Genomic DNA, 21,302 nt, shown 5'->3' on the forward strand with positions numbered 1-21,302 from the left:
CCTGTCAGCCGAGTTTTTTGTTCACGTCCACCAACAGCGTTTCAATCTCTTTGCGGCGCCCGGCATCGGCGGTTTCGCGGCCGGGACGAGGCGCGGCCTTCAGCGCTTTTTGCAGTGCAGCCTTCGCTTCAACGTAACGCTTTTGACGGTAGAGGTGATCGCCCCAGAAGTACAGGCTATCGATGCCATCGGGGTTCATTTGCACCGCTAGCTTGAGTAACTGCTCGGCCTTGTCCGAGTCGCCAAAACCAATCGGCCATCCCGGGACACGGTCGTACAACGCCCCGAGGCTGGTGTAGGCAGAGCCTTGCAGGGCTTTGGGGTCCAGGGCCAGGGCTTGTTCCAGATCAGCCTTGGCATCCTTGACCTTGCTCAGTGCGCCCAAGCCTCCCTGAGCCCCAGCCCAACTGCTGGTCACAATGCCAGACCAGATCCAGGCCTCAGCCACCGTTTGGCGTTCCTGTGTGAAGTTCGTAGCCTGAGCGGCGAGCTTTTCGAAGGCCGCGGTTCGCTGCCCCTCCGGCAATTGGTATTGAATGTGGGCCCAGGATTGCTGAATTCCGTTCAGGCGCTGCTGATCTTGTGCATCCAGTGCCCAGGCACTCTGACTCAAAGCGCCAAGTAGCAGGCAAGCGGCGAGGTTTTTCATGGTTTGAGGCTCTCCTGGTCGGGTTTCTTGCTCAAGCGGCGAATCAACGGCAATTGCTTGCGCAGGCCTCTGTCCACCAGTTGGGGCAGCAGGCTATTGAGACGTACGAAAAAGCGCTCCGGCCAGCCCAGGTACAGATCGCGACGGTCACCGGCAATGGCGTGAATCACCGCGGCCGCCACGGTTTGCGGATCGTCGACGTTGGTCTTGAGCGCATCGTTCAGCGCTTGGGCTGCCGGGCTGTTCATGCTGGTGCGAGTGGCCCGCGGGGCGACGTAGAGTACGCCGACGCGCGTATCTGCCAGCTCCCGGCGCAAGGCTTCGGAAAACCCACGCAGGGCAAACTTGGTGGCGCAATAACTGGCATAGCCGGGATAGCCAATGGAGCCATAGGTCGAACCAACGTTCACCACCATGGCACTGGTGGCCTGCTTGAGCAGTGGCAGCAAGAGTTTGGTCAGGCAGACAGGTGCACTGATGTTCACCGCCAGCATCGCGTTGATCTCGCAGTCATCCAGTTGTTCGAGCATGGAGAAATGATTGACCCCGGCAGCATTGATCAGCAGGTTAATGCCGCCCATGCTTTCGGCCTCGGCCAGCACCTCGCGACGCTCGGCGAGGAGGGTCAGGTCGGCGTCCACCCAGCACAGGTTTTGCGGGTAGCGCTTGAGCAAAGGCTCCAACGGTCCCCGATGCCGCGCCACTGCCAACACATGGGCACCACTGACGCACAGTGCTGTGGCGATTGCCAGACCGATACCACCGCTGGCGCCAGTCAACACGACGCGAGCTTCAGAAAGGCGCATGCAGGCTCTCCCCGTCACGCGGCAAGCCACGGAACATACCGGCGTAGAGCCGATAGACCACTTTTGAAGCCTCAATGACGGTGGCCTGATCATCCGGGTCTTGCAGCTTGTCCATCAGTCGGCGGAAGGTCTGCATGTGTTCTATATCCAGCGAGCCGTGGGAACTGAGATAACTGAAGGCACTTTCCGGCAGGCTCAGGTGTTCGCGAATGCTCCCGGCTGCGCGGGTAGCCAGCGCGATGCTGGTACCTTCGAGCACGTTGACCATGCCGAACAACCCCACCGGGTTGGCCCGGGCAATCAAGTCGTAGAGGTAGCTGACCATCAGTTCGATCGGCAAGGACGGACGTCCCTCGCGCACAGCCTCCTTGTCGCCGCCGCAGGCTTCGATGTCATTGAGTACCCACTGTTCGTGGCCATACTCGTCCTCGATGTATTCACACACCGCTTCGCGCAGCCATTCCAGACGTGATGGCAGGCGTGCCCCGCAGGCCATCATCAACGGAACGGTATGGCGCACGTGGTAATAGGCCTGTTCCAGAAAGGCCCGGTAACTTTGCAGGCTGACGTTGCCCTCCAGCGCATCACGAATGATCGGCACGTTGAACAACTCAAGACGTTCTTGGTGAGTGGCTTCTTGCAGCGCATCAAAAAAACTCATGGCACGTACTCCTCGGCAACGACCGATTCGCTCAGTTGCACCCGATAGTGTTCGACAATGGCATCACGGCGAGGCCGGCCATTGGCGGTGAGCAAACCGTTGGCGGGCGTGAAGGGTTGGTCGAGCCGGGTCCAGTGACGAATCCGCGCGTACTCGGGCAAAGCCTCGTTGGCCTGCGCGACGGTGGCGGCCAGCTGATCGTCGGTACAGTCCTGACGAAGAGGCCAGAGCAGCGCATGGTTGTGCGCCATGGCTTCGCCGTACACGAAGGCCTGGGCAACATGACGGCGCTGGGTCAGTTCGGCCTCCACCCACTCGGGGTTTACGTTGCGACCGAAACTGGTCACGAACTGATGTTTCTTGCGCCCCTTGAGGTAAAGAAAACCTTCGGCGTCGAACTCGCCCAGATCCCCGCTGGGCCACCATTGAGTGGTGTGTGGTGCCTCTCCCAGGTAGCCCAGCAAGGTTGCACCCTTGATGAGCACTTCGCCGTCGTCCGCCAGGCGAATCTCCACATGGGGCAATGGCTGCCCGACACTGCCGGGGCGGCGCGCTTGCGGGCGGTTGAGACACACCACCGAGGCACATTCCGACAGTCCATAACCTTCATAAACCGGGACTCCCACACGCTGTGCACGATGCAGCAAGTCCTCGCAAACCCGGGCGCCGCCCACAGCGGCAAAACGCAGATGCCGCGGGTCGAAGGCTTTCTGTTCGGCAGCGCTGACCAGCACCAGCAGTAACTGAGGCACTAAAATCAGGCTCTGAGGAGATCGGCTGGACAGGCATCTCAACAGCTGCGGTACATCGACACCGCTTGCGCCTTGAACCCCCAGGGTTTTCTGGCTGGGCAGGCTCAATGTCGCGCCGGCAGACAGCGCGGCATAACAACCGATGTTCTCAAGCAAAATGGCCAACGGCAGCAGGGCCAGGTGGTGCTGTGGGTCGGTGGGTTTGCTGGCCAGATCCAGCTCACGGGTGACTCGCAGAATGCTTTGGGCACTCAAACACACACCCTTCGGTGTGCCTGTGGTACCCGAGGTGAACGTCAATTTGGCGGTGCCTTCGGGCATCCGGTCTGTGCCAGCGAATGAGCGACGCCAGAACTCACCGTACTTCTGATACTCGGCCGCTTGCAGTTCGCCGTCCATTCGTGGCTCGGCAATCACCCGTTCGGCCTGACTGTGTTCCAGGCAATGCCTGCGTTGCGCCGGACTGAAAAAGGGCGGCAAGGCCACACAGGTCAGGCCTTCGAAAAGTGCTGCCAGATCCCAGAGCATGGCGTCTACGCCGTTGTCCAGTGCCAGAGCGACAACCTTGACCTGCTCATTGCGCAGGCGCTGCTGGCGATACGTCACTTCGGCATACAGCGTGGCGTAGTCCAGCTTCTGCTGGTCGTCCCACAATGCGGTGGCGTTGGTTTTTCGCTCGGCATGATCGCGCAGGGTCTGTTGGAAACGTTCCAGTTCAGGCGACATGGAAGGCTCCTGCAAGGGTGGTTGGCAACCCCATGCGACTGAACAGACCCATGCTGCATAAATGAATGAATCCGCAACGGATGTTGCCCACGTGAACCCATGGTTTGCTGTCGTAGTAGCTGCCCCAGGCATGGCGGTCCTCACCCAGGCGCGCAGGGTCGGCAGCACATAGCGTCACCGGTTTCAAACCAAGACGATGAAAGCTGTTCACCAGCCCCAGGTTCCCGGTAAAGGCGACCCACTCCAGTCCTCCCATGGCCAGCAGGTAGGTCATCGCGATGATGCTCACTCGGGCGCTTGCGGTGTCGCTGGCCGCCAGATTGCCCACTTCGACGATGGCCGAGCGGTCCACGGTCTGATCGGCGACCGCACTGATCAGCGGATCAATCGCCTCGTCCAGATAAGCCTCCAGAAACAGGGGACCGGCACTGGCCAGACGCACGCCGACCACGGCGCACAACGCCCCCGCCGCATCGTTCATACCAAACAGTTGCGGCATGAAATGGCGAATGTCGGCTCCGTGTGCCTTGCGAAAACGTTGCTGGATGAAGGCTTCGAAGGCGTCCCGTTGCGGGTCGTCCGGCAATGCTCTGACGAGATGCATCTGTGGTGTTTGCGCTTGGCCAAAGCGCAGCGGCAACTGAGTGTTCCAGTTGAAATCGGACATTGAAGACACCTCCAGGGAGCAATCCGGGAGCAGTATCCAAGGCATTTCTTAACGAAGTCTGAAGGCGAGAAAAAGAGTAGCGGACGAAGCTGCGGCCCAAGGTGTGTTTGTCTTTTTACTCAAGATTTGACCGGATGACGCAAGGTGGCTTTGAGTCATTGATGGCAGAAAATGACCAGCGCAGTACAGTTCAACTGCCCGAACGCTTCGCATTCGACAATAATGGATGCCATACCCCATAGGCAGAGCAGCCGATTGAACATCGATACCCGAATCAAATTCCGTCATCTGGTGTGTTTTCTCGAAGTGGCGCGCCAGGGCAGCCTGGCACGTGCTTGCGATAAGTTGGCCATCAGCCAGCCCGCGCTTTCCAAGACGCTCAAAGAACTGGAATCCCTGCTGCAAGCCACTCTGTTTGAACGGAGTAAAAAGGGCTCGACACTGACCGAGGCTGGAGTGGCCTTTTTGCGCTATGCGGGCCCGAGCGTGCAATCGCTGCGTGAAGGGGTCAACAGTTTGCGCTCCGGGGTACATGAACCCATTACCGTGCAGCTCGGTGCGCTGTCCACGGTCGAAAGTCTGTTGGTGCCTGAAATCGTATCCCGTCTACACCAGCGTCATCCGGCATTGGTGGTCAATGTCGTGACCGGGCCGAGCGCCTATTTGCTGTCCCGGCTGCGAGTCGGAGAACTGGATCTGGTGGTGGGCAGAATGACCGATAGCCCTTTGATTCTCGGGCTGACGTTCGAACACCTCTACAGCGAATCCATGACCCTGGTGGTCCGTAACGGCCATCCATTGCTCGCTGATCCGCTGGGGCATAAAAACCTCGAAGACTATCCGCTGGTATTACCCTCGGCAGGGACGACGATCCGCAAGTTCGCCGACAGCCTGTTTGTGCAGCACGGCATAACACCATCACGTCAACGCCTGGAAACCCTTTCGGTGGCGCTGAGCCGGCGCTACGTGCAATGCAGTCAGGCCATCTGGGTCGCGCCATTCGATGCGGTCAGACAGGATTTGCGGCAAGGCGATCTGGTAGAGCTGGATCTTGGAATGCGCGAACCAGGGGGCTCTGTAGGGCTGTGCACCAATCCTGTATTGCCCGTGACAACGGCGGCTCAGTGGTGCGTGGAGGCGTTGCGTGAGGTCGGAGAAGAATATCGTGAGGGAAAATATCCATAACCATTTGGACATGCATCAAGTCGTTTTTTTCAATTTCTGGTTGGGTCGCACAAGCGGAAACTGGGGCCACGTCGCTGCCAACGCAGTGCCCGCCTCCGTCCAACCATAACAACAGGAAAAACGACATGTCTGATGCGCACGACAGCCGCTTCGTCATTCGTGACCGTAATTGGCATCCAAAAGCCCTGACACCCGACTACAAGACGTCCATCCTGCGATCTCCCCGCCAGGCATTGGTGAGCATCCCTCAGTCTTTATCCGAAACCAGCGGTCCGGACTTTTCCCACCTGCAGATGGGTCGGCACGATAACGATCTGCTGTTGAATTTCAATCACGGTGGCCTGCCCATCGGCGAACGCATCATCGTCGCCGGTCGTGTCTGTGATCAGTACGGCAAGCCGATCCCCCACACCCTGGTGGAGATGTGGCAAGCCAATGCCGGTGGCCGTTACCGGCATAAGAAAGACAGTTATCTGGCCCCCCTTGATCCGAACTTCGGTGGCGTCGGCCGAGCATTGACCGACCGCGATGGCAACTATAGCTTCCGCACCGTCAAACCCGGCCCATACCCATGGCGCAACGGTCCCAACGATTGGCGTCCCGCGCATATCCATGTCTCCATCAGTGGCCCGTCCATTGCCACGCGCCTGATTACCCAGTTGTATTTCGAAGGCGATCCGCTGATCCCCATGTGCCCGATCGTCAAGTCGATCGCCAATCAGGATGCGGTGCAGAGTCTGATCGCCAAGCTTGATATGAGCATGGCCAATCCTATGGATTGCCTGGCTTATCGCTTTGATATCGTCCTGCGCGGCCAGCGCAAGACCCACTTCGAAAACTGCTGAGGAGGCCTGCACATGCCCGTTGAACTTCTGCCTGAAACGCCGTCGCAAACCGCCGGCCCTTATGTCCATATCGGACTGGCACTGGAAGCAGCCGGAAACGCGCCGCGCGAACAGGAAATCTGGAACCTGATGGCAAAACCTGGCGCGCCAGGTGAGCACATTCTGTTGATGGGTCACGTTTACGACGGTAACGGCCACTTGATTCGTGACGCGTTTCTGGAGTTTTGGCAGGCCAATCACGATGGCCTCTACGACAGCGCTTTCGATCTGGAAAAGCCCTTCAACTGCTTTGGCCGTACCGCCACGACCGATGTGGGCGAATGGACGATCAACACCGTCAAGCCGGGCGTAGTGAAAAACGCCTCGGGCGTTCCCATGGCTTCGCACATCAACGTGGCGCTGTTTGCCCGAGGCATCAACATCCACCTGCAGACCCGCCTGTATTTCGACGACGAACCCCAGGCGAATGCCGTCGATCCGGTCTTGAACCTGATTGAACAACCTCATCGGCGCGAATCCCTGATCGCCCGGCGCTGCACGGTTGACGGCAAGCTGGCCTACCGATTCGATATTCATGTTCAAGGCGAAGCGGAAACCGTGTTCTTCGACTTCTAATCACGCCGGCCGGGTGTTGAGACGCCATCGCTCAACACCGGCTCAGCGCTTTTCTCATGCCCGCTGCAAGACCGACTCACCTGCCTTGGGTGGCAAGCGCAGGTTGTCCAGCAATGCAATCCCCCCAATCGCCGCAACACAAAGGAACGTCAGCTGAAAGTCGAGTGTTTCTGCGTGCCCGGTATTGCCGTGGATGCTCATGGCAAGACGCAACAGCAATGCGCCTGCGGCAACACCCATCGCCATGCTGAGCTGGAAGAACATACTGAACAAGGTTGAAGCATCGCTCATCTGCTCCTTGGGAACGTCTGCAAACCCCAACGTGTTGAACGCGGTGAACTGCATGGAGCGTGACAACCCCCCGACGAACAGAATCAACAAGACAAGCACCCTGCTCATGTGTTCATCGAGCAAGGCACAGGCCGCTATCGCCAGCACGCCGAGCACGCCATTGACCATCAACACCGGGCGAAAGCCCCAGCGTTGCATCACCGCCGAGGTGAACGGTTTCATGGCCAGATTGCCCGCAAAGACGGCCAGCACCAACAGCCCCGCATCCAGCGCAGAAAGGCCGAAGGCCAGTTGAAACATCAGCGGCAGGAGAAACGGCAAGGCGCTGATGGCGATCCGGAAAATCGATCCACCACACAAGCAGACGCTGAATGTGCGGATGCCCAGAACCCCCAGTGCCAGCAATGGCTGTGCATGCCGGCGCATATGTCGCCAGGCCAGGATCGCGAGCACCACACCTGCCCCACTGAGCAACAGTGCGTGAAGCAAATTGGCCTGGCCTTGCCCCAGCATCTCGACGCCAAACAGCAGTGCAGCGCTGGCAGTGCCCGCCAGCAGAAAACCACTGAAATCAAAGGTTCGGTTAACGACGTGTTCTTGCCTGGGAATCAGCAGGAGCGCGGCCACCAAGGCCAACACGCCTAATGGAAGATTGAGGTAGAAAATCCATGGCCAGGAGGCGTGGGTGACGATCAAGCCGCCCAAGGGCGGTCCAAGCACCGGAGCAACCAGACCGGGCCAGGTAATAAAGGATATCGCCCGCACGAGGTCTTTCTTTTCGGTGGTGCGCAGCACCGCCAGGCGCCCGACCGGGACCATCATCGCGCCGCTGATGCCTTGCAGCACGCGCGAGGCAACAAAAGTTTCCAGGCTGCCACTCAATGCACACATCAGCGAAGACAGGCTGAACAGCACGATTGCCGAACTGAATACCAGCCTTGAGCCAAAGCGATCGGCCAACCAGCCGCTGATGGGGATGAACACCGCCACCGCGAGCATGTAGACGCTCATCCCGATGTTCACATCCACCACCGGCACACCAAACGTCCTGGCCATGTCCGGCAGCGCAGTGGCGATCACCGTGGCGTCGAGGTTCTCCATGAAGAAGGTGACCGCGACCAACAGGGCAATCCACATCGAACGGCGTTGAGACATAGGTCATCCCTGTTGAATCAAGACATTGGTTGCCACTTTACTATCGACAGTGGGGTATATCACCAAACGCATAGCGGTCATCCCCATCCCTGAGCCTCCTCAATAAAGTGCAGCACCGCACTGGAACGCTCATCGATGCGGGAAATCAGCGACAGTTCGCTGACCATTTCCGGTTGCGCCAGCGGCACGATCCGAATGCCTGGCATGGTCAACCGGGTCATGGTTTCAGGCACGATGCTCAAGCCGATACCCGCCGCCACCAATCCGGGGATGCTCATCAGTGACGGCACAGACATGATGTTCTCGGGGTGCAGCTGGTTTTGCCGGCACGCCTGGAGGGTGTGCGAGGTCAGGCCGATGCCGGCACTGTCCTGCAAAAACACAAATTTCTCGTGCCGCAACGTCGCCAGTTCTCCGCTAAAGCTGTCCGCCAGTTCATGGTTGTCCGGGATCAGCAAAACCAGCCGGGATTGACTGAAATGATGGGTGCGCAGACGATCAGGCAGGTGATCCTTAAACACCCTGGCAAAGGCCAGGTCGAGTGTGTGGTCCAGCAAACTGTCGAACTGCGCGCGGATCCCCGCGTCCACCAGCGACACTTTGACTTCGGGGAACGTGCTGAAGTAATGCCGCAGCAATTGCGGAAGGTTGGCCTCGAACAACGCCGAGTGGTAGCCGATGTTGATCTCCCCCACTTCACCGCGTCGGGCACGCCGTGCAGCGGCAGTCGCCAGTTCGCTGGACTCGATGGACTGCCGCGCATGGGGCAAAAACGCCTCGCCGGCAGCGGTCAACGCGACGCCCCGGTTTTCCCGGCGGAACAGTGCCAGCCCCAGCTCGGACTCAAGCGTGCGCATCAATTGACTCAGCGCCGGTTGCGCAATACCCAGTTGTTCTGCCGCCCGGCTGAAGTGCTGCAAGTCGGCGGCGACCACAAAGGCTTTCAGATGACGCAGTTCCATGATCCTCACCCATAAGGCCAGCTTATCTATTTGTCGTGATTTTGATAATTATTCTGTAGGGACGATGCGTTAATGTCTACCCACTGCAAACGCTTCCTGCAAAGGCCTCTGCCCGAACGGAATCGTATGGGTATCCCGTAACCATAAAAACAATGACGAGCACCTCAATGAGCACAACCAGTCACGAGACTCATGATTCGCGCATGCCTCGCAAAGCGGTGACCGCCGCGACCGTTGGTACCGCTTTGGAGTGGTTTGACTTCACCCTGTATGGCGCGGTGTCGGCGACCATTCTGCCCAAGCTGTTTTTCCCGGCCATGGAGCCGACCGCCGGCCTGCTCGCCTCGCTGGCAACGTTTGGCGTTGGCCTGGCCGCTCGTCCATTGGGCGCGATTACCTGTGGCTACCTCGGCGACAAACTGGGCCGCCGCAATCTGATGCTGGCCACCGTGACCCTGATGGGTCTGGCCTCTGTGCTGATGGGCCTGTTGCCTACTTATGCTCAGATCGGCATTTGGGCACCGATCCTTCTCGTTCTGCTGCGAATCATTCAAGGCTTCGCGCTGGGCGGTGAGTCCACCGGGGCACAACTGATGGCGCTGGAGCACGCCTCCCCAGACCGACGCGGACGTTATTCCGGCTTGCTCGGCTTGTGCTCGCCCCTCAGTCAGATATTAGCCAACGGCGTACTGATGGGCCTGGCTGCGACACTTTCCAGCGAACAATTCGAAAGCTTTGGCTGGCGGATCCCCTTCCTCCTGAGTTTCGTACTGGTGGTGGTCGCGATCTTCATCCGCCTGAAAGTCGATGAAACCCCAGCCTTCGTCGCCTTGAAAAAGACCCCGATCAAGCAGGAAAAAAGCCCGCTCAAGTCCGCTGTTGGTAGCCACTACAAAACCATCCTGCGCTTGATGTTTTTCTTTTGCTCGCCCGCTGCGCTGTTCTATCTGATCGTGATTTTCTCCCTCAGCTACCTGACCAAGCACCTGGGCTTTAGCCAGTCGACAGGCTTCATGTCGCTGATGGTGGCAAACATGTGTGCGATCTTCGGTGCGCTGGCCGGTGGTTATCTGTCCGATCGTTGGGGCCGTAAAAAGGCGCTGGCATTCGGTTCGTGCATGACCTTGCTGATCCTGTTCGTCTATTTCCCGATCCTCAACACGCTGAACGTTGCCGCCATCATGGCAATCATGGGGCTGTTTTTGGGCTTCACCCAGTTTCAAAGCGGCATCCAGCCGGTGGCATTCGCCGAAGCATTCCCGACCCAGGTTCGTTACTCGGGCTCGGCACTGGCCTACACCGGCGCCAACCTGGTCATCGGTGGCCCGATGCCAATGATCGCGGTCTATCTGATGAGCCAGTCGAACAACTCGCCCTGGCCGCTGGTGACGCTGTGCGCCGTGATCAACCTGATCTCGCTGGCCATGATCCTCATCGGCCCTGAAACCCGCGGCATCGACCTGAACGCCGTCGCGGCACCTGACGCGGACACGACTGCCGCTCCAGCCCTTCTTTCCAAATAACGCAGCAGGACGACCATGAACCGCACCGTCTTCATCCTTAACGGCCCGAACTTGAACCTGCTGGGTCGTCGTGAGCCGCACATCTATGGCCACACCACGCTCGATCAGATTCGCCAACGCAGTGAACGGCTGGCCGAGGAACTTGACCTGGTCTGCGACTTTCGCCAGACCAACCACGAAGGCGTGATGGTCGACTGGATTCAAGAAGCCTTCGAGCAAGGCGCAGCGGTGATCATCAACCCGGCCGGCTTATCGTTTCATTCGATTCCGGTGCTCGATGCCCTGAAGCTGCTCAACACACCGCTGATTGAACTGCATCTGTCGAACATCCATGCACGGGATGAACTGCATCGCCACTCCATCATGTCCGGCGCGGTGAATGCGGTGATCTGCGGCATGGGGGCCGACGGTTACCCCCTGGCAATCCGGGCCATTGACGACCTGCTGCGTCGTCAGGTGGCCAACAGCTGACACCCCTCTTCGCTTAACGCTTACCCGGCGGTCTCCCGGCAGATGGTTGCCAGGGCCGCCTGCGCCTGAAATTCAGTCGCCGACTGCAAAAAACTGCCAAAAAAATAATAATTCACTGCGAGAGAACCCCTCATGCATCACTCTGTTTTTCGCCGTAACGTGCCTGCACATTACACATTGATCGGCCTGACCCTGGCACTCGGTGCGGGCGTGGCGACTGCTGCTCATGCCGATGAAAATAGCGGTTTCATCGAGGGCGCTACCAGCACGCTCAACCTGCGCAACGCTTACATCAATCGCAACTTCGTCAACCCCGCCTACCCGCGTCCAGCCGCACCACAGAACAAGGCTGAAGAGTGGACGCAAAACTTTATACTCGACGCCCGCTCCGGCTACACCCAAGGTCCGGTAGGGTTCGGCGTGGATGTTCTGGGACTGTATTCGCAGAAGCTCGACGGGGGCAAAGGCACGGCCGGCACGCAACTGTTGCCTGTCCATGACGATGGGCGTCCAGCGGACAACTTTGGACGGTTGGGCATTGCCGCCAAGGCCAAGGTTTCCAAAACGGTGGTGAAAGTAGGCGAATGGGTCAGTTCGCTGCCGATTCTGCGTTCAGATGACGGCCGTTCGTTGCCGCAGACCTTTCAAGGCGCCCAGATCACCTCCCAGGAAATCAACGGGTTGACGTTGTACGGCGGTCAGATCAGGCAGAACAGCCCGCGTAACGACGCCAGCATGGAAGATATGTCCATGAACGGCAAAGCGGCGTTCACGTCCGACCGGTTCAACTTCGGCGGCGGCGAATACACGTTCAACGAGAAACGCACGACGGTTGGACTCTGGTACGACGAACTTCAAGACATCTACCAACAACAGTACATCAGCCTCAACCACAGCCAACCGGTAGGTGACTGGACACTGGGCGCCAACATGGGCTACTTCATTGGCAAGGAAGACGGTGCCAGCCTGGCCGGCGATATGGACAACAAGACCGCTTTCGGTCTGTTCTCCGCCAAACTGGGCGGCAACACCTTTTATGTCGGCTTGCAAAAGCTCACCGGTGATACAGCGTGGATGCGGGTCAACGGCGCCAGTGGCGGCACACTGGCGAACGACAGCTACAACTCCAGTTTCGATAACGCGCAGGAACGCTCCTGGCAGGTTCGTCACGACTTCAACTTCACAACCGTCGGTGTCCCTGGACTGACGCTGATGAACCGTTACTTGAGTGGCGACAACGTGCACACAGGCGCTATCACGGATGGCAAGGAATGGGGCCGCGAATCTGAATTGGCTTATGTGATCCAGTCCGGCGCCCTGAAAAACCTGAGCGTCAAATGGCGCAACTCCAGTATTCGCAGAGACTTCAGCACCAACGAATTCGACGAAAACCGGCTCTTTGTCAGCTACCCGATTTCGTTGCTGTAGTGCGACGGCCCTGAACACGGTAGAGAACAGGCGAAACGCTTTGTCAGCTCAACGGGACGTTGCTGTCTCATGAACAAGGATGAATGAGATATCTTGTCGAGCTGTCGATCTGTTCAACACTCCAGGGAAGCCAATGCTGAGTTCACTTGTATCCAGAGGTCAGTCATTGGCACCTGACCGGTCAGAACCGTTGGTCCCCTGGTGGAGTTTTACCAAGACAGTTCTGGCCGTGACGGCACTTTCACTGGTTCGCGATGGCCGGGTCGGATTGGACGACCCGGTTCTTGATCAACCGTTCACGTTGCGCCAACTACTGCGGCATGAGGCGGGTCTGGCCGACTATGGCGAACTGGCGGAGTATCACAGCGCGGTTGCGAACCATGAGAGCGCCTGGCCGGCAGGTGAAATGATGCAACGTCTTGAGGGCACTCGACTGCGATACAGCCCCGGAACCGCGTGGCGCTACTCGAATGTCGGTTACTGGCTCATCGGCAGGCTGATTGAACGAGTGACTGATCTGGCGCTTGAAGAGGCCGTGAGTTGTCGTGCATTCACGCCCTTGGGTCTGTCGGGCGTTCACTTCGCCAAAACGCGAGCAGATTTACAAGCAACCTGTCTGGGTAAATCGTCCCGCTATGACCCTGCCTGGGTTTATCACGGCCTGCTGATCGGCCCCCTTTCGCACGCAGCGCTATGGCTCGACCGCCTGCTCGGCGCAGACCTTCTCTCTACGGATTTGCTCCAGCAAATGCAGACCGCTCGAACATTGGGCGGTCCGATTCCCGGACGACCATGGATTGCACCGGGATATGGTCTTGGGGTGATGCAGGGTCCGATTGAAGGTGGCCTGACCCTGTGCGGGCATACCGGGTGTGGCCCTGGCAGTGTCATTGCGGTGTATCGCTGCTCCGACGCAGAGGCATCCGCGTGTTGTGCCGCGTATGACGCAAGCGCCAATGAAGGTGCCGTCGAAGCCCACGTGGTTCATCAGTTGAAAAAAGTCTTGGGTACAGGGCATAAAAACGTATGAGGCCGATCAGGAGCCGGTCAAATAGTTAAGCTGATATCATGCGAGCCCTTACCAGCCGAGCCAAAAAACATGAACCGTCAAAAAAAATTAAAACAGCTATTCAAGGCTAAAGCCAAAAAAGCGAGTGCGAAACTGGCACCGGTCAACAAGAACAAATACATCAGTAAAGCTGACCGATTGAAGCTGGCGGCGGCTGAATCCAGTCACGACCCGGTCGTTTCTTGCGAGTCCGAATAACGGGTTCACGCTCGGTATGGTCAATGGCGCAAGCGCATCGCTCAGTGACTGGATACCTCACGCCACGACGCGTGAATGGGGAATTGACCCGCGCTAAGCCCCGGCTCGTTGTGCATATTTTTGGCGTCACGTGCAGCATCGACGTCACCGCCTGGCAAAGCCCCGAAGAGTCCTTACAGTCCCTTCTCCCGACATGGACGGCTTCGAGTTGCTCAGGCACCTGCGCAGCCATCCGCGAGCCAAGCGGATTCCGGTGATTTTCATTACTGCCAAACCCATCAACCCCGAACTTCTACAGTTGAAGGTCAGCAACCAGTTACGTCAGATCGAGCAGCGCAAACAGCTAAAGACCGACTACGATAACCTGTTGAACCTGGCGGATTTGCGCGAGGACATCGAGCAGCAAGTTGAACTTCTCGCCTCTCGACAACCGACTGAACAACGTCGGTCAAGAAGCGTCAATCGGTACACGCGTATGTTTTACGGTATCGCCTGAATGAGACTACACACGACTGTTGAGCACCGGCGTTCGACTCGCCTTCCTGCCACGCATAGAAGGTCGCCATGGGCCTAGTACTGATCGATGAACAGTTGGTGTTTGACGAAGACAACTTCTTGTTGTTTCGAGCCGATTGTGCAGACGAGGAGCCTTTACGCGTGGGCGCAATCGCCAGTCGATGCCTGGCCATGCTCTTGAGATCCGGTGGCACGGTAGTGCGTAAGCGCGAACTGATGGAGGGGGCGTGGGGCCAGTTCGGCCTGGAAGTAACCGACAACAGTTTGGCTCAGGTGGTCCGACAATTACGCCTGGCGCTGGAAAAGCTGCAACCCGATAGAGAGTTCATTCAGACGTTGCCGCGCATAGGCTACAAGCTCGCGGACAGTGTACGGGTCGAGGAAGTATCCAGCGTATCGAAAGCCGTGCCCGTTGCGGGTGAAGCCGTCGTTGACCGCGAACGCCCCATCCTTGCTCCAGCCATGCCTGATACGGGGAGCCAGGATGCCGAACCGCCTTCGATCATGGCAATGCCGGCAGCAATGGAAAGTGCTTGCGATTCTCTGCCTGTATCACCGGTAACCTCGCCCGTACGTTGGGGGCTTTGGGTGGCATTACTCCTGTGGGGTGCCCTTGCATTTTTGCTGGGAAGAATCGGGCTGCCCGCCTCGCCAGAGGTCATACCTCCAACGTTCGCTACGCCGGTAACAATAAGTGAGGTACAGGTCCATCTGTCCGCTCGAGACATACAACCCATGGCGCCGTCCTTCCTGCAACCCCTGGTGCTGCGCAGTCGTAAATTGGCGGAACTTGAGGGACTGTCACTGGACAATCTGCACCTTTATCTGTTGCCCGCCCGTCGTGGCGCCGATCAGATTCTCTGTGAGGGTGAACTTGAAAAAGTAGGTAGTCGCTGCATAGGTGTACAACAACATGACTAGATCTGGCGCAAACGCAGTCTGGTGCCTGGCCTTCCTTTTCGCCGGCCTGCTGGGCGTGGGGCTTGGGCGCCTGTCGGCAGAGCACGCTACCGGCCGGGATTTCTGGTGCGAAGGGGAAAGTGCGCATCAAACGCATTCTGAAGCGCGGCCGGGTTGGTTGACGATACGTTACAGATTGGATTTGCAGCGCACCGGCCTGAGCCATATGCGCATGGTGGCCAAATTGATTGATGCCAACACCGGCACAGAACTGGGAACCGCACGTCGCAATAGCGCCTTTGAGGTGCAACAACAAGGACATCGTTTGCAAGTCAATGTTGTGAGTAATGCCCAAGGCGAAGCCGACAGCAAGAATCCTGAGTTGACGAGTACATTGGGCCTGTTTATTTTTCGGCCAAACAGTAACTTGAGTTACTGGATACGGCCACTGACTGAAACTCGCTATCTCATTGATGATGGTAATGACATGTTCATTTTGTGCAGCCGGCGATAACACTGTTTAAACTTTCTTCGCGCCTTCCCCCGTTACCTTTGACACGGCTCATAACTTCTATGGATCGTGTATCACGGCGTTAACTGCCCCGCGTTCAGCGTTACTTAAAGTTTAGTAAACGGGCGTCATGCTTCAACCAATAATGAAACGCGGGGTCTGAGCGGCTCTGCGCCACTGCAATACGCCGATATCCCCCGCGCCAGTCCGCACGACTTTGGAGGTGCGACCGACTCCGGCGTTGTTGACCCGCAGATTGGCCTCTAGCCGCTGGAGGATACTTTGCAACGTAGCGGACGCCGGCCTGTCCGAGCGTGGCACTTGAAGGGTGCCTTTCATAAGTTTTCAGCGTTTTTCAGTGTTTTTCATCGTTCAGCGGCAGGCGGTTCAACCTATTTCAGAGCGGTTTTGTCGAGGGGATGTATTACTACGGCAGGACTTGGGAATGCCGACGCAGAACGGTGAAAAGAGCACGAGAATATTACTTGGCAGGTTGTGTCCTGCCGCATCGCCTGCCTTACGTTTGATGAACGTCATCTTGTTGGCCAACTGGGTCAATGCGTTTATCTATTTTAATTTTTAGTACCTGTTTCTGGCTCGTAGGGATTAACGAACTGCCTGCTCAGGTCACTAGGCCAGTCAACTTGAGAAACGCCGCAACAGGATTTTCAAATGTTCAGTGATACTTCTGTCAGGGACCAAGGCGTTATGACCTGCCCCGAGCACGCAATGCATTTCATTTCTGGCTTGCCCCGTTCGGGTTCGACTTTGCTGTCGGCCCTGCTACGCCAGAACCCGCGTTTTCACGCGCATATAAGCAGCCCTGTGGCCGGCCTGGTCAATGAGCTGCTCAATGGTATGAGTGGCCAAAACGAGTTTTCGCTGTTTATTTCCGATCAGCAACGCCAACGCATTCTGCGCGGCTTGTTTGAGCAGTTCTATGGCAAGGAATACTCGGCTTCGGTGATCTTCGACAGTAACCGCGCCTGGTGCTCACGCATGGCCTTGCTGCACAGCCTTTTTCCAAACAACAAGGTGATTGCCTGCGTACGTGAGGTGCCGTGGATCGTCGATAGCATCGAACGTTTGATTCAACGCAATACGTTCTCGCCTTCAGCCATTTTCAACTATCAGGCCGGTGGCACGGTGTATAGCCGCGCCGATGCCGTGGCCAACGCCGACGGCATGCTCGGTTACCCCTACAACGCCCTCAAAGAGGCGTTTTACGGCGCACACGCCAGCCGTTTGCTGTTGGTGCGCTACGAGAGTCTGGTCGACAACCCGCAGGCGGTCCTCGACGGCATCTATGCCTTTATCGGTGAGCCTGCCTTCAAGCACGACATGGACAACGTTCAGTTCGACGCGAGCGAGTTCGATCAACGGGCGGGCACACCCGGGCTACACGACGTCAGGCCCAGCGTACGGGCCCTCAGCCGGCCGACCATTCTGCCCCCCGATGTATTTGCTCGTTTTAGCAATGACGCTTTCTGGCAACACCCGCAACACAACCCGCACGGGGTCAAGATTCTTTGAATCCCCTTAGCCAAAAAAAATCAACAAAGCATAGGTTACATGCATGAACAAGGCGATTTACCGGTTGGTATGGAACAGCACATTGGGGGCGCCGCAAGTCGTTTCTGAAGTAGCCAAGTCAAAAACGTGTGGCAGCTCTTTAGCCGTTACCGGTTCGGGCACTCGCTCGTCGAAACGATGCGCTAAAACAGCCGTCTTGCCACTGGCCTTGCTGTCGTTGGGTGTTGCCTCTTCAGTGTGGGCGACGTCCTATGATGTCGATACGGGTGTGAATTTCGGTTCAGGGTCCCTGCGCGAACAATTGTCCACCAGTGGGGCAGTGAATATCGATCCGGGGATAAGCACGATTACCCTGACCTCGGACATCTTGCTACGTAACCTCGCAACGACGCTGAACGCTTATGCTCCCCTGACCATTAATGGTGGCAACCTGATTGGTAGCGGCAATTCGTTGAGATTGAACGGCCCAGGTACAGGAGCGATCACCACCGCGATTTCGGGCCAGTTCTCCGGCGATGCGGGTAGCGGTGGGTCTGCAACGAATGGCAGTACAGGGGCGAATGGCGCGAACTCCATTAGTGGTAACGTCGCTGGAGGTGCCGGTACCTCGGGCTCGAATGGCCAATACTCTTCCCCGACCAATGGTTCGGCGGCAATCAGTGGCAGTGCTTTCACGCTCATGAACACGGCCACCGTAACCGGTGGCGCTGGTGTTTCCACTCTATCAGCGGGCTCTGGGGGCAATGGCGGTAAAGGGGGTAATAATCCTGCTGTCTTTCCTGCCGCTGGTGCCGCTGGTGGCGCTGGTGGCAACGGCGGTGCCGGTGCCAGTGCAGGGGAGGGCTCCGTCGGTGGAGATGGCGTCGAGGGCAACAATTTTACGCTGATCAACAATGCCAGCATTACTGGGGGCAATGGTGCCACGGGCGTTACCGGTGGTGCCGGCGGTAAGGGCGGTGCTGGTGGAGCTGGTGGTGGATATTTTGGCCGCGGTGGCAACGGGGGCACTGGTGGCAATGGTGGCGACGGTGGCACTGGCGGCGCTGGCGGCGCTGGCGTCTCGGGTTCCAACATGGTGGTGGTCAACACCGGGACTATTCGAGGCGGTATGGGCGGGGTCAGGGGCTTGGGTGGTGCAGGAGGTACAGGAGGTGCAGCAGGTGCAGGCGGCTACCAAGGCGGTTTCGGCAATAGTGGCCAAAACGGCCTAAACGGCAGCCAAGGCGCAGATGGCAGAGAAGGCATTGACGGCTCCGGTATTTTTGCAGCGGGTGATTCAACCATCACCAACAGCGGTACTGTCAGCGGTTTTAACGGCATTCTTAACTTAGGTATCCTCAGCCTGAACAATGATGCGGATGGCCATATTGCGGGCAACGTGCTTGAACGTTCCGCCGCGGGGATTGCTAACAATGACACCATCGGTACGCTGAGCAACGAAGGTATCATCGAGGGTTTTACTGGTATTTCCAACGACGGCACAATCACCGCCCTGAGCAACAATGGCACTATCTTTGGCGCCGGATCAGGCATTCGTAACGATGGCACCATCTCTACGCTCAGCAACAGTGGCAGCATCTCCAGCAGCGGCTCCTCAGGCATTTATATGAGTAGAGGCAGCATTGGAACACTAAGCAATCATGGCACCATCAGCGGCACGACCGGTATTGCGATTAGTTCCGGGAGCATTGATTTACTTAGCAACGAAACGGATGGCGTTATCTCCGGTGGTTACTTCGGTATTATCAATGGTGGCAGTATCGGTGCACTGAACAACAGTGGCCTCATCAGCGCTCAATACGCCATTTTAAATGGCCCAATCAACGTGCTCGGCTCCATTGCCAACACCGGTACCATCGCCGGTACGATCTACAATATTGCTTCGCAGGACCTGATGATCAATGGCGGCAATGGTTCGGTGTTTGGCACACTGACAGGCAGCTCAGGCACAGGCGTCGGGGCAGACAACATCGGCCTGATCACCAGCACCTACTCGAACGTGGTGTTCGGCCCTGGCAACCAGTTGCTCAATGACCACATCGACGTGGGCACTCATAACGTCACCAATGATGCGACCGGCGTCCTGCAGGTCAACAATACGATCAATATCACCGGTAATTACTACCAGGGTGCCGATGCCAGTCTGATTTCCGGTGTGGCCAGCAACGCCGTGACCACTGGCGATGTCAGCACCGACAGCGGCTATGGTCGCCTGGTAGTATCCGGGACTGCCAACATCGCTTCGGGCTCCACGATTGGGTTGCAGCAGCTGGGCAGCTACGGCTTTGCTCAAGGACAACGCTACCTGGTGGTTCAGGCGGCCACCCCTGGCACCGAATATAACGCCAGCAGCCTTCACTATAATGTCGCCGGGTACAACGCTTCCGGTACCAGCGTAGACAACGGCGGCAATAGCGGTTTGTTGGTCACAGTGGGCAGCGCTACGCCACCTGACGTGACACCGCTGCCACCTGCCGTGACGCCGCCACCTGACGTGACACCGCTGCCACCTGCCGTGACACCGCTGCCACCTGCCGTGACGCCGCCACCTGACGTGACACCGCTGCCACCTGCCGTGACGCCGCCGCCACCTGACGTGACGCTACCGCCACCTGACGTGACGCTACCGCCACCTGACGTGACACCGCCGCCACCTGCCGTGACGCCGCCGCATGACGGGCCATCCAGCGGTCCGATCAACCGCGCGACCACCACTACCGGGATCGCAACGCTCTCCGGGCTGTTCAACTACACCGCCTACGATGCTCCGTTGATGAACCTGTTCAACGCCACCGCGGCCCTTGGCTCTTCGGCCGCGGGTAACAAGGCCGGTGCGCAGTTGAGCCCGGCGGCGACCGCGTCTGCCGCGACTCAGGCGTCCATGGCGTCCACGGTGCAAGTGCTCAATGTCACGGCGGCGCACCTGGACGGGATGCGCATCGCGCAGAACGACAAGACCCGCGGCGGTATCGCCACGGGTGAGGGAACCAGCAATTCCGGGCTTTGGGGCCAGGCTTTCGGCGGTACTTCGCGTCTGAGCGAGAGCGATAATATCGCCGGTTATCACAGCCATTACGGCGGAATGCTGATAGGTGCCGACGGTGCGGTCAACGACAGCTGGCAGGCCGGTGGTCTGTTCAGCTACACCCAGACCACGGTCAATAGCGACGGCGACAACACCGGCAGTTCTGCCGACGTGAAGTCCTATGGTCTGTTCGGCTATGCCAGCTACACGGCCAACCCGTGGTACCTGGACCTGTCGATGGGGGCGATCCAGCATCAATTCGACACCCGGCGTGACGTTAACTTCCCTGGCTTCAACGGCGAAGCCAAGGGCGACCATGACGCCATGCAGTACATCGCCGCGGCCCAGGTCGGTTACCCGATCGACCTCGGTTCCCATACGGTGCTGACGCCGATTGGCGGTTTGACCTACAGTACTCTTGACGAAGACAGCTACACCGAAAAAGGCGGCAATGGTGCGGCACTGCATGTGAACTCTACCAGCACCCACTCGCTGAAAAGCGACCTGGGCACCAAGCTGGAACGTTCCTACGCTACTGAGTACGGCAATGTCGTGCCATCGGCGCAGTTGACCTGGCGTCATGAGTACCAGGACACGCGTCTGCAGTCGGTCGCCAACTTTGCCGCTGACACGGCCGGGGCCACCAGCTTCAGCAGCCTGGGCGCCAAGCCGGTGGATGACACTGGCGTACTGACGATGGGCGTGACTCTGCTCAAAAGCAGTGCCCTGAGTGTGTCGGCGAAGTACACCCTGGAAGCGGCCAGTGGTTACACGGCCAATACCGGTGATGTGCAGGTGCGTTGGAACTTCTGAT

At 58.1% G+C, this 21,302-nt stretch carries 21 protein-coding genes and 1 pseudogene; 14 read left to right on the top strand and 8 right to left on the bottom strand.

The window, feature by feature from the left end:
• Positions 1 to 4 precede the first annotated feature (4 nt).
• From AD668_RS18965 to AD668_RS18985, 5 genes are read right to left on the bottom strand one after another with little or no spacing between them, the layout of a single operon-like run.
• Positions 5 to 649: a tetratricopeptide repeat protein gene (locus tag AD668_RS18965; RefSeq protein ID WP_053161196.1), complete on the bottom strand. Its 645-nt coding sequence runs from the start codon at positions 647 to 649 to the stop codon at positions 5 to 7.
• The gene (locus tag AD668_RS18970; protein ID WP_053161197.1) at positions 646 to 1,455 is read right to left on the bottom strand and encodes an SDR family oxidoreductase; all 810 of its coding nucleotides are present in this window, start codon (positions 1,453 to 1,455) and stop codon (positions 646 to 648) included. Before AD668_RS18970 ends, AD668_RS18965 begins: the two co-directional genes overlap by 4 nt.
• Complete coding sequence (locus AD668_RS18975; protein ID WP_053161199.1) at positions 1,442 to 2,116, bottom strand: TenA family transcriptional regulator; 675 nt, start codon at positions 2,114 to 2,116, stop codon at positions 1,442 to 1,444. Before AD668_RS18975 ends, AD668_RS18970 begins: the two co-directional genes overlap by 14 nt.
• On the bottom strand, positions 2,113 to 3,594 hold the full coding sequence (locus tag AD668_RS18980) for an AMP-binding protein (protein WP_053161200.1): 1,482 nt from the start codon (positions 3,592 to 3,594) through the stop codon (positions 2,113 to 2,115). Before AD668_RS18980 ends, AD668_RS18975 begins: the two co-directional genes overlap by 4 nt.
• Positions 3,584 to 4,261: a thermostable hemolysin gene (locus AD668_RS18985; protein ID WP_053161202.1), complete on the bottom strand. Its 678-nt coding sequence runs from the start codon at positions 4,259 to 4,261 to the stop codon at positions 3,584 to 3,586. Before AD668_RS18985 ends, AD668_RS18980 begins: the two co-directional genes overlap by 11 nt.
• 255 nt (positions 4,262 to 4,516) lie before the next feature.
• On the opposite strand from AD668_RS18985, the gene pcaQ reads away from it, so the two are divergent.
• The 3 genes from pcaQ (at position 4,517) to pcaG (ending at position 6,906) form a co-directional block, all read left to right on the top strand.
• Entirely contained in the window at positions 4,517 to 5,446 is a 930-nt protein-coding gene (pcaQ, locus tag AD668_RS18990; protein ID WP_053161205.1) for a pca operon transcription factor PcaQ, read from the top strand.
• 125 nt (positions 5,447 to 5,571) lie between these two features.
• Positions 5,572 to 6,291, top strand: coding sequence for a protocatechuate 3,4-dioxygenase subunit beta (gene pcaH / locus AD668_RS18995; protein ID WP_053161206.1), 720 nt, complete (start codon positions 5,572 to 5,574; stop codon positions 6,289 to 6,291).
• A 12-nt stretch (positions 6,292 to 6,303) separates the two neighbouring features.
• Complete coding sequence (gene pcaG / locus AD668_RS19000; protein WP_053161209.1) at positions 6,304 to 6,906, top strand: protocatechuate 3,4-dioxygenase subunit alpha; 603 nt, start codon at positions 6,304 to 6,306, stop codon at positions 6,904 to 6,906.
• A gap of 54 nt (positions 6,907 to 6,960) precedes the next feature.
• Here pcaG and AD668_RS19005 read toward each other — a convergent pair whose 3' ends face one another.
• Positions 6,961 to 8,352, bottom strand: coding sequence for an MFS transporter (locus AD668_RS19005; protein WP_053161211.1), 1,392 nt, complete (start codon positions 8,350 to 8,352; stop codon positions 6,961 to 6,963).
• A 77-nt stretch (positions 8,353 to 8,429) separates the two neighbouring features.
• Positions 8,430 to 9,314, bottom strand: a complete 885-nt coding sequence (locus AD668_RS19010) for a LysR family transcriptional regulator (RefSeq protein WP_053161213.1) — start codon at positions 9,312 to 9,314, stop codon at positions 8,430 to 8,432.
• Positions 9,315 to 9,481: 167 nt separating this feature from the next.
• On the opposite strand from AD668_RS19010, the gene AD668_RS19015 reads away from it, so the two are divergent.
• The 8 genes from AD668_RS19015 to AD668_RS19045 all read left to right on the top strand — a co-directional run bounded on the left by AD668_RS19015 (position 9,482) and on the right by AD668_RS19045 (position 15,933).
• A complete protein-coding gene (locus AD668_RS19015; RefSeq protein ID WP_053161215.1) occupies positions 9,482 to 10,837 on the top strand; it encodes an MFS transporter in 1,356 nt (451 codons plus the stop codon).
• 15 nt (positions 10,838 to 10,852) lie between these two features.
• Complete coding sequence (locus AD668_RS19020) at positions 10,853 to 11,308, top strand: type II 3-dehydroquinate dehydratase (protein WP_053161217.1); 456 nt, start codon at positions 10,853 to 10,855, stop codon at positions 11,306 to 11,308.
• Positions 11,309 to 11,440: 132 nt separating this feature from the next.
• Positions 11,441 to 12,736 carry an OprD family porin gene (locus AD668_RS19025; RefSeq protein WP_082344516.1) on the top strand — a complete coding sequence of 432 codons (1,296 nt, stop codon included), beginning with the start codon at positions 11,441 to 11,443 and terminating at the stop codon, positions 12,734 to 12,736.
• 133 nt (positions 12,737 to 12,869) lie between these two features.
• Positions 12,870 to 13,766, top strand: coding sequence for a serine hydrolase (locus AD668_RS19030; RefSeq protein WP_053161219.1), 897 nt, complete (start codon positions 12,870 to 12,872; stop codon positions 13,764 to 13,766).
• Positions 13,767 to 13,835: 69 nt separating this feature from the next.
• Positions 13,836 to 14,003 (top strand): DUF2986 domain-containing protein, encoded by a 168-nt coding sequence (locus AD668_RS28915; RefSeq protein ID WP_082344517.1) that lies wholly within the window; start codon positions 13,836 to 13,838, stop codon positions 14,001 to 14,003.
• 193 nt (positions 14,004 to 14,196) lie between these two features.
• Positions 14,197 to 14,499, top strand: coding sequence for a two-component system response regulator (locus tag AD668_RS19035; protein WP_053161220.1), 303 nt, complete (start codon positions 14,197 to 14,199; stop codon positions 14,497 to 14,499).
• A gap of 68 nt (positions 14,500 to 14,567) precedes the next feature.
• Entirely contained in the window at positions 14,568 to 15,440 is an 873-nt protein-coding gene (locus AD668_RS19040) for a transcriptional regulator (RefSeq protein ID WP_053161222.1), read from the top strand.
• The gene (locus AD668_RS19045; protein ID WP_053161223.1) at positions 15,433 to 15,933 is read left to right on the top strand and encodes a hypothetical protein; all 501 of its coding nucleotides are present in this window, start codon (positions 15,433 to 15,435) and stop codon (positions 15,931 to 15,933) included. Before AD668_RS19040 ends, AD668_RS19045 begins: the two co-directional genes overlap by 8 nt.
• 132 nt (positions 15,934 to 16,065) lie before the next feature.
• On the opposite strand, the gene AD668_RS29555 is transcribed toward AD668_RS19045, so the two are convergent.
• On the bottom strand, positions 16,066 to 16,269 hold the full coding sequence (locus AD668_RS29555) for a hypothetical protein (RefSeq protein WP_156322370.1): 204 nt from the start codon (positions 16,267 to 16,269) through the stop codon (positions 16,066 to 16,068).
• Between the two features lie 390 nt (positions 16,270 to 16,659).
• Between AD668_RS29555 and AD668_RS19050 the strand changes: the two genes are divergently transcribed.
• The 3 genes and pseudogenes from AD668_RS19050 to AD668_RS30200 all read left to right on the top strand — a co-directional run bounded on the left by AD668_RS19050 (position 16,660) and on the right by AD668_RS30200 (position 21,301).
• Positions 16,660 to 17,463 carry a sulfotransferase gene (locus AD668_RS19050; protein ID WP_053161225.1) on the top strand — a complete coding sequence of 268 codons (804 nt, stop codon included), beginning with the start codon at positions 16,660 to 16,662 and terminating at the stop codon, positions 17,461 to 17,463.
• Between the two features lie 43 nt (positions 17,464 to 17,506).
• Positions 17,507 to 17,629: pseudogene (locus AD668_RS30390) on the top strand (ESPR-type extended signal peptide-containing protein); the annotation flags it as partial.
• A 30-nt stretch (positions 17,630 to 17,659) separates the two neighbouring features.
• The gene (locus AD668_RS30200; protein ID WP_305729000.1) at positions 17,660 to 21,301 is read left to right on the top strand and encodes an autotransporter outer membrane beta-barrel domain-containing protein; all 3,642 of its coding nucleotides are present in this window, start codon (positions 17,660 to 17,662) and stop codon (positions 21,299 to 21,301) included.
• Position 21,302 lies beyond the last annotated feature (1 nt).

The organism is Pseudomonas sp. P1.8, from assembly GCF_001269805.1.
Classification (GTDB): Bacteria; Pseudomonadota; Gammaproteobacteria; order Pseudomonadales; family Pseudomonadaceae; genus Aquipseudomonas.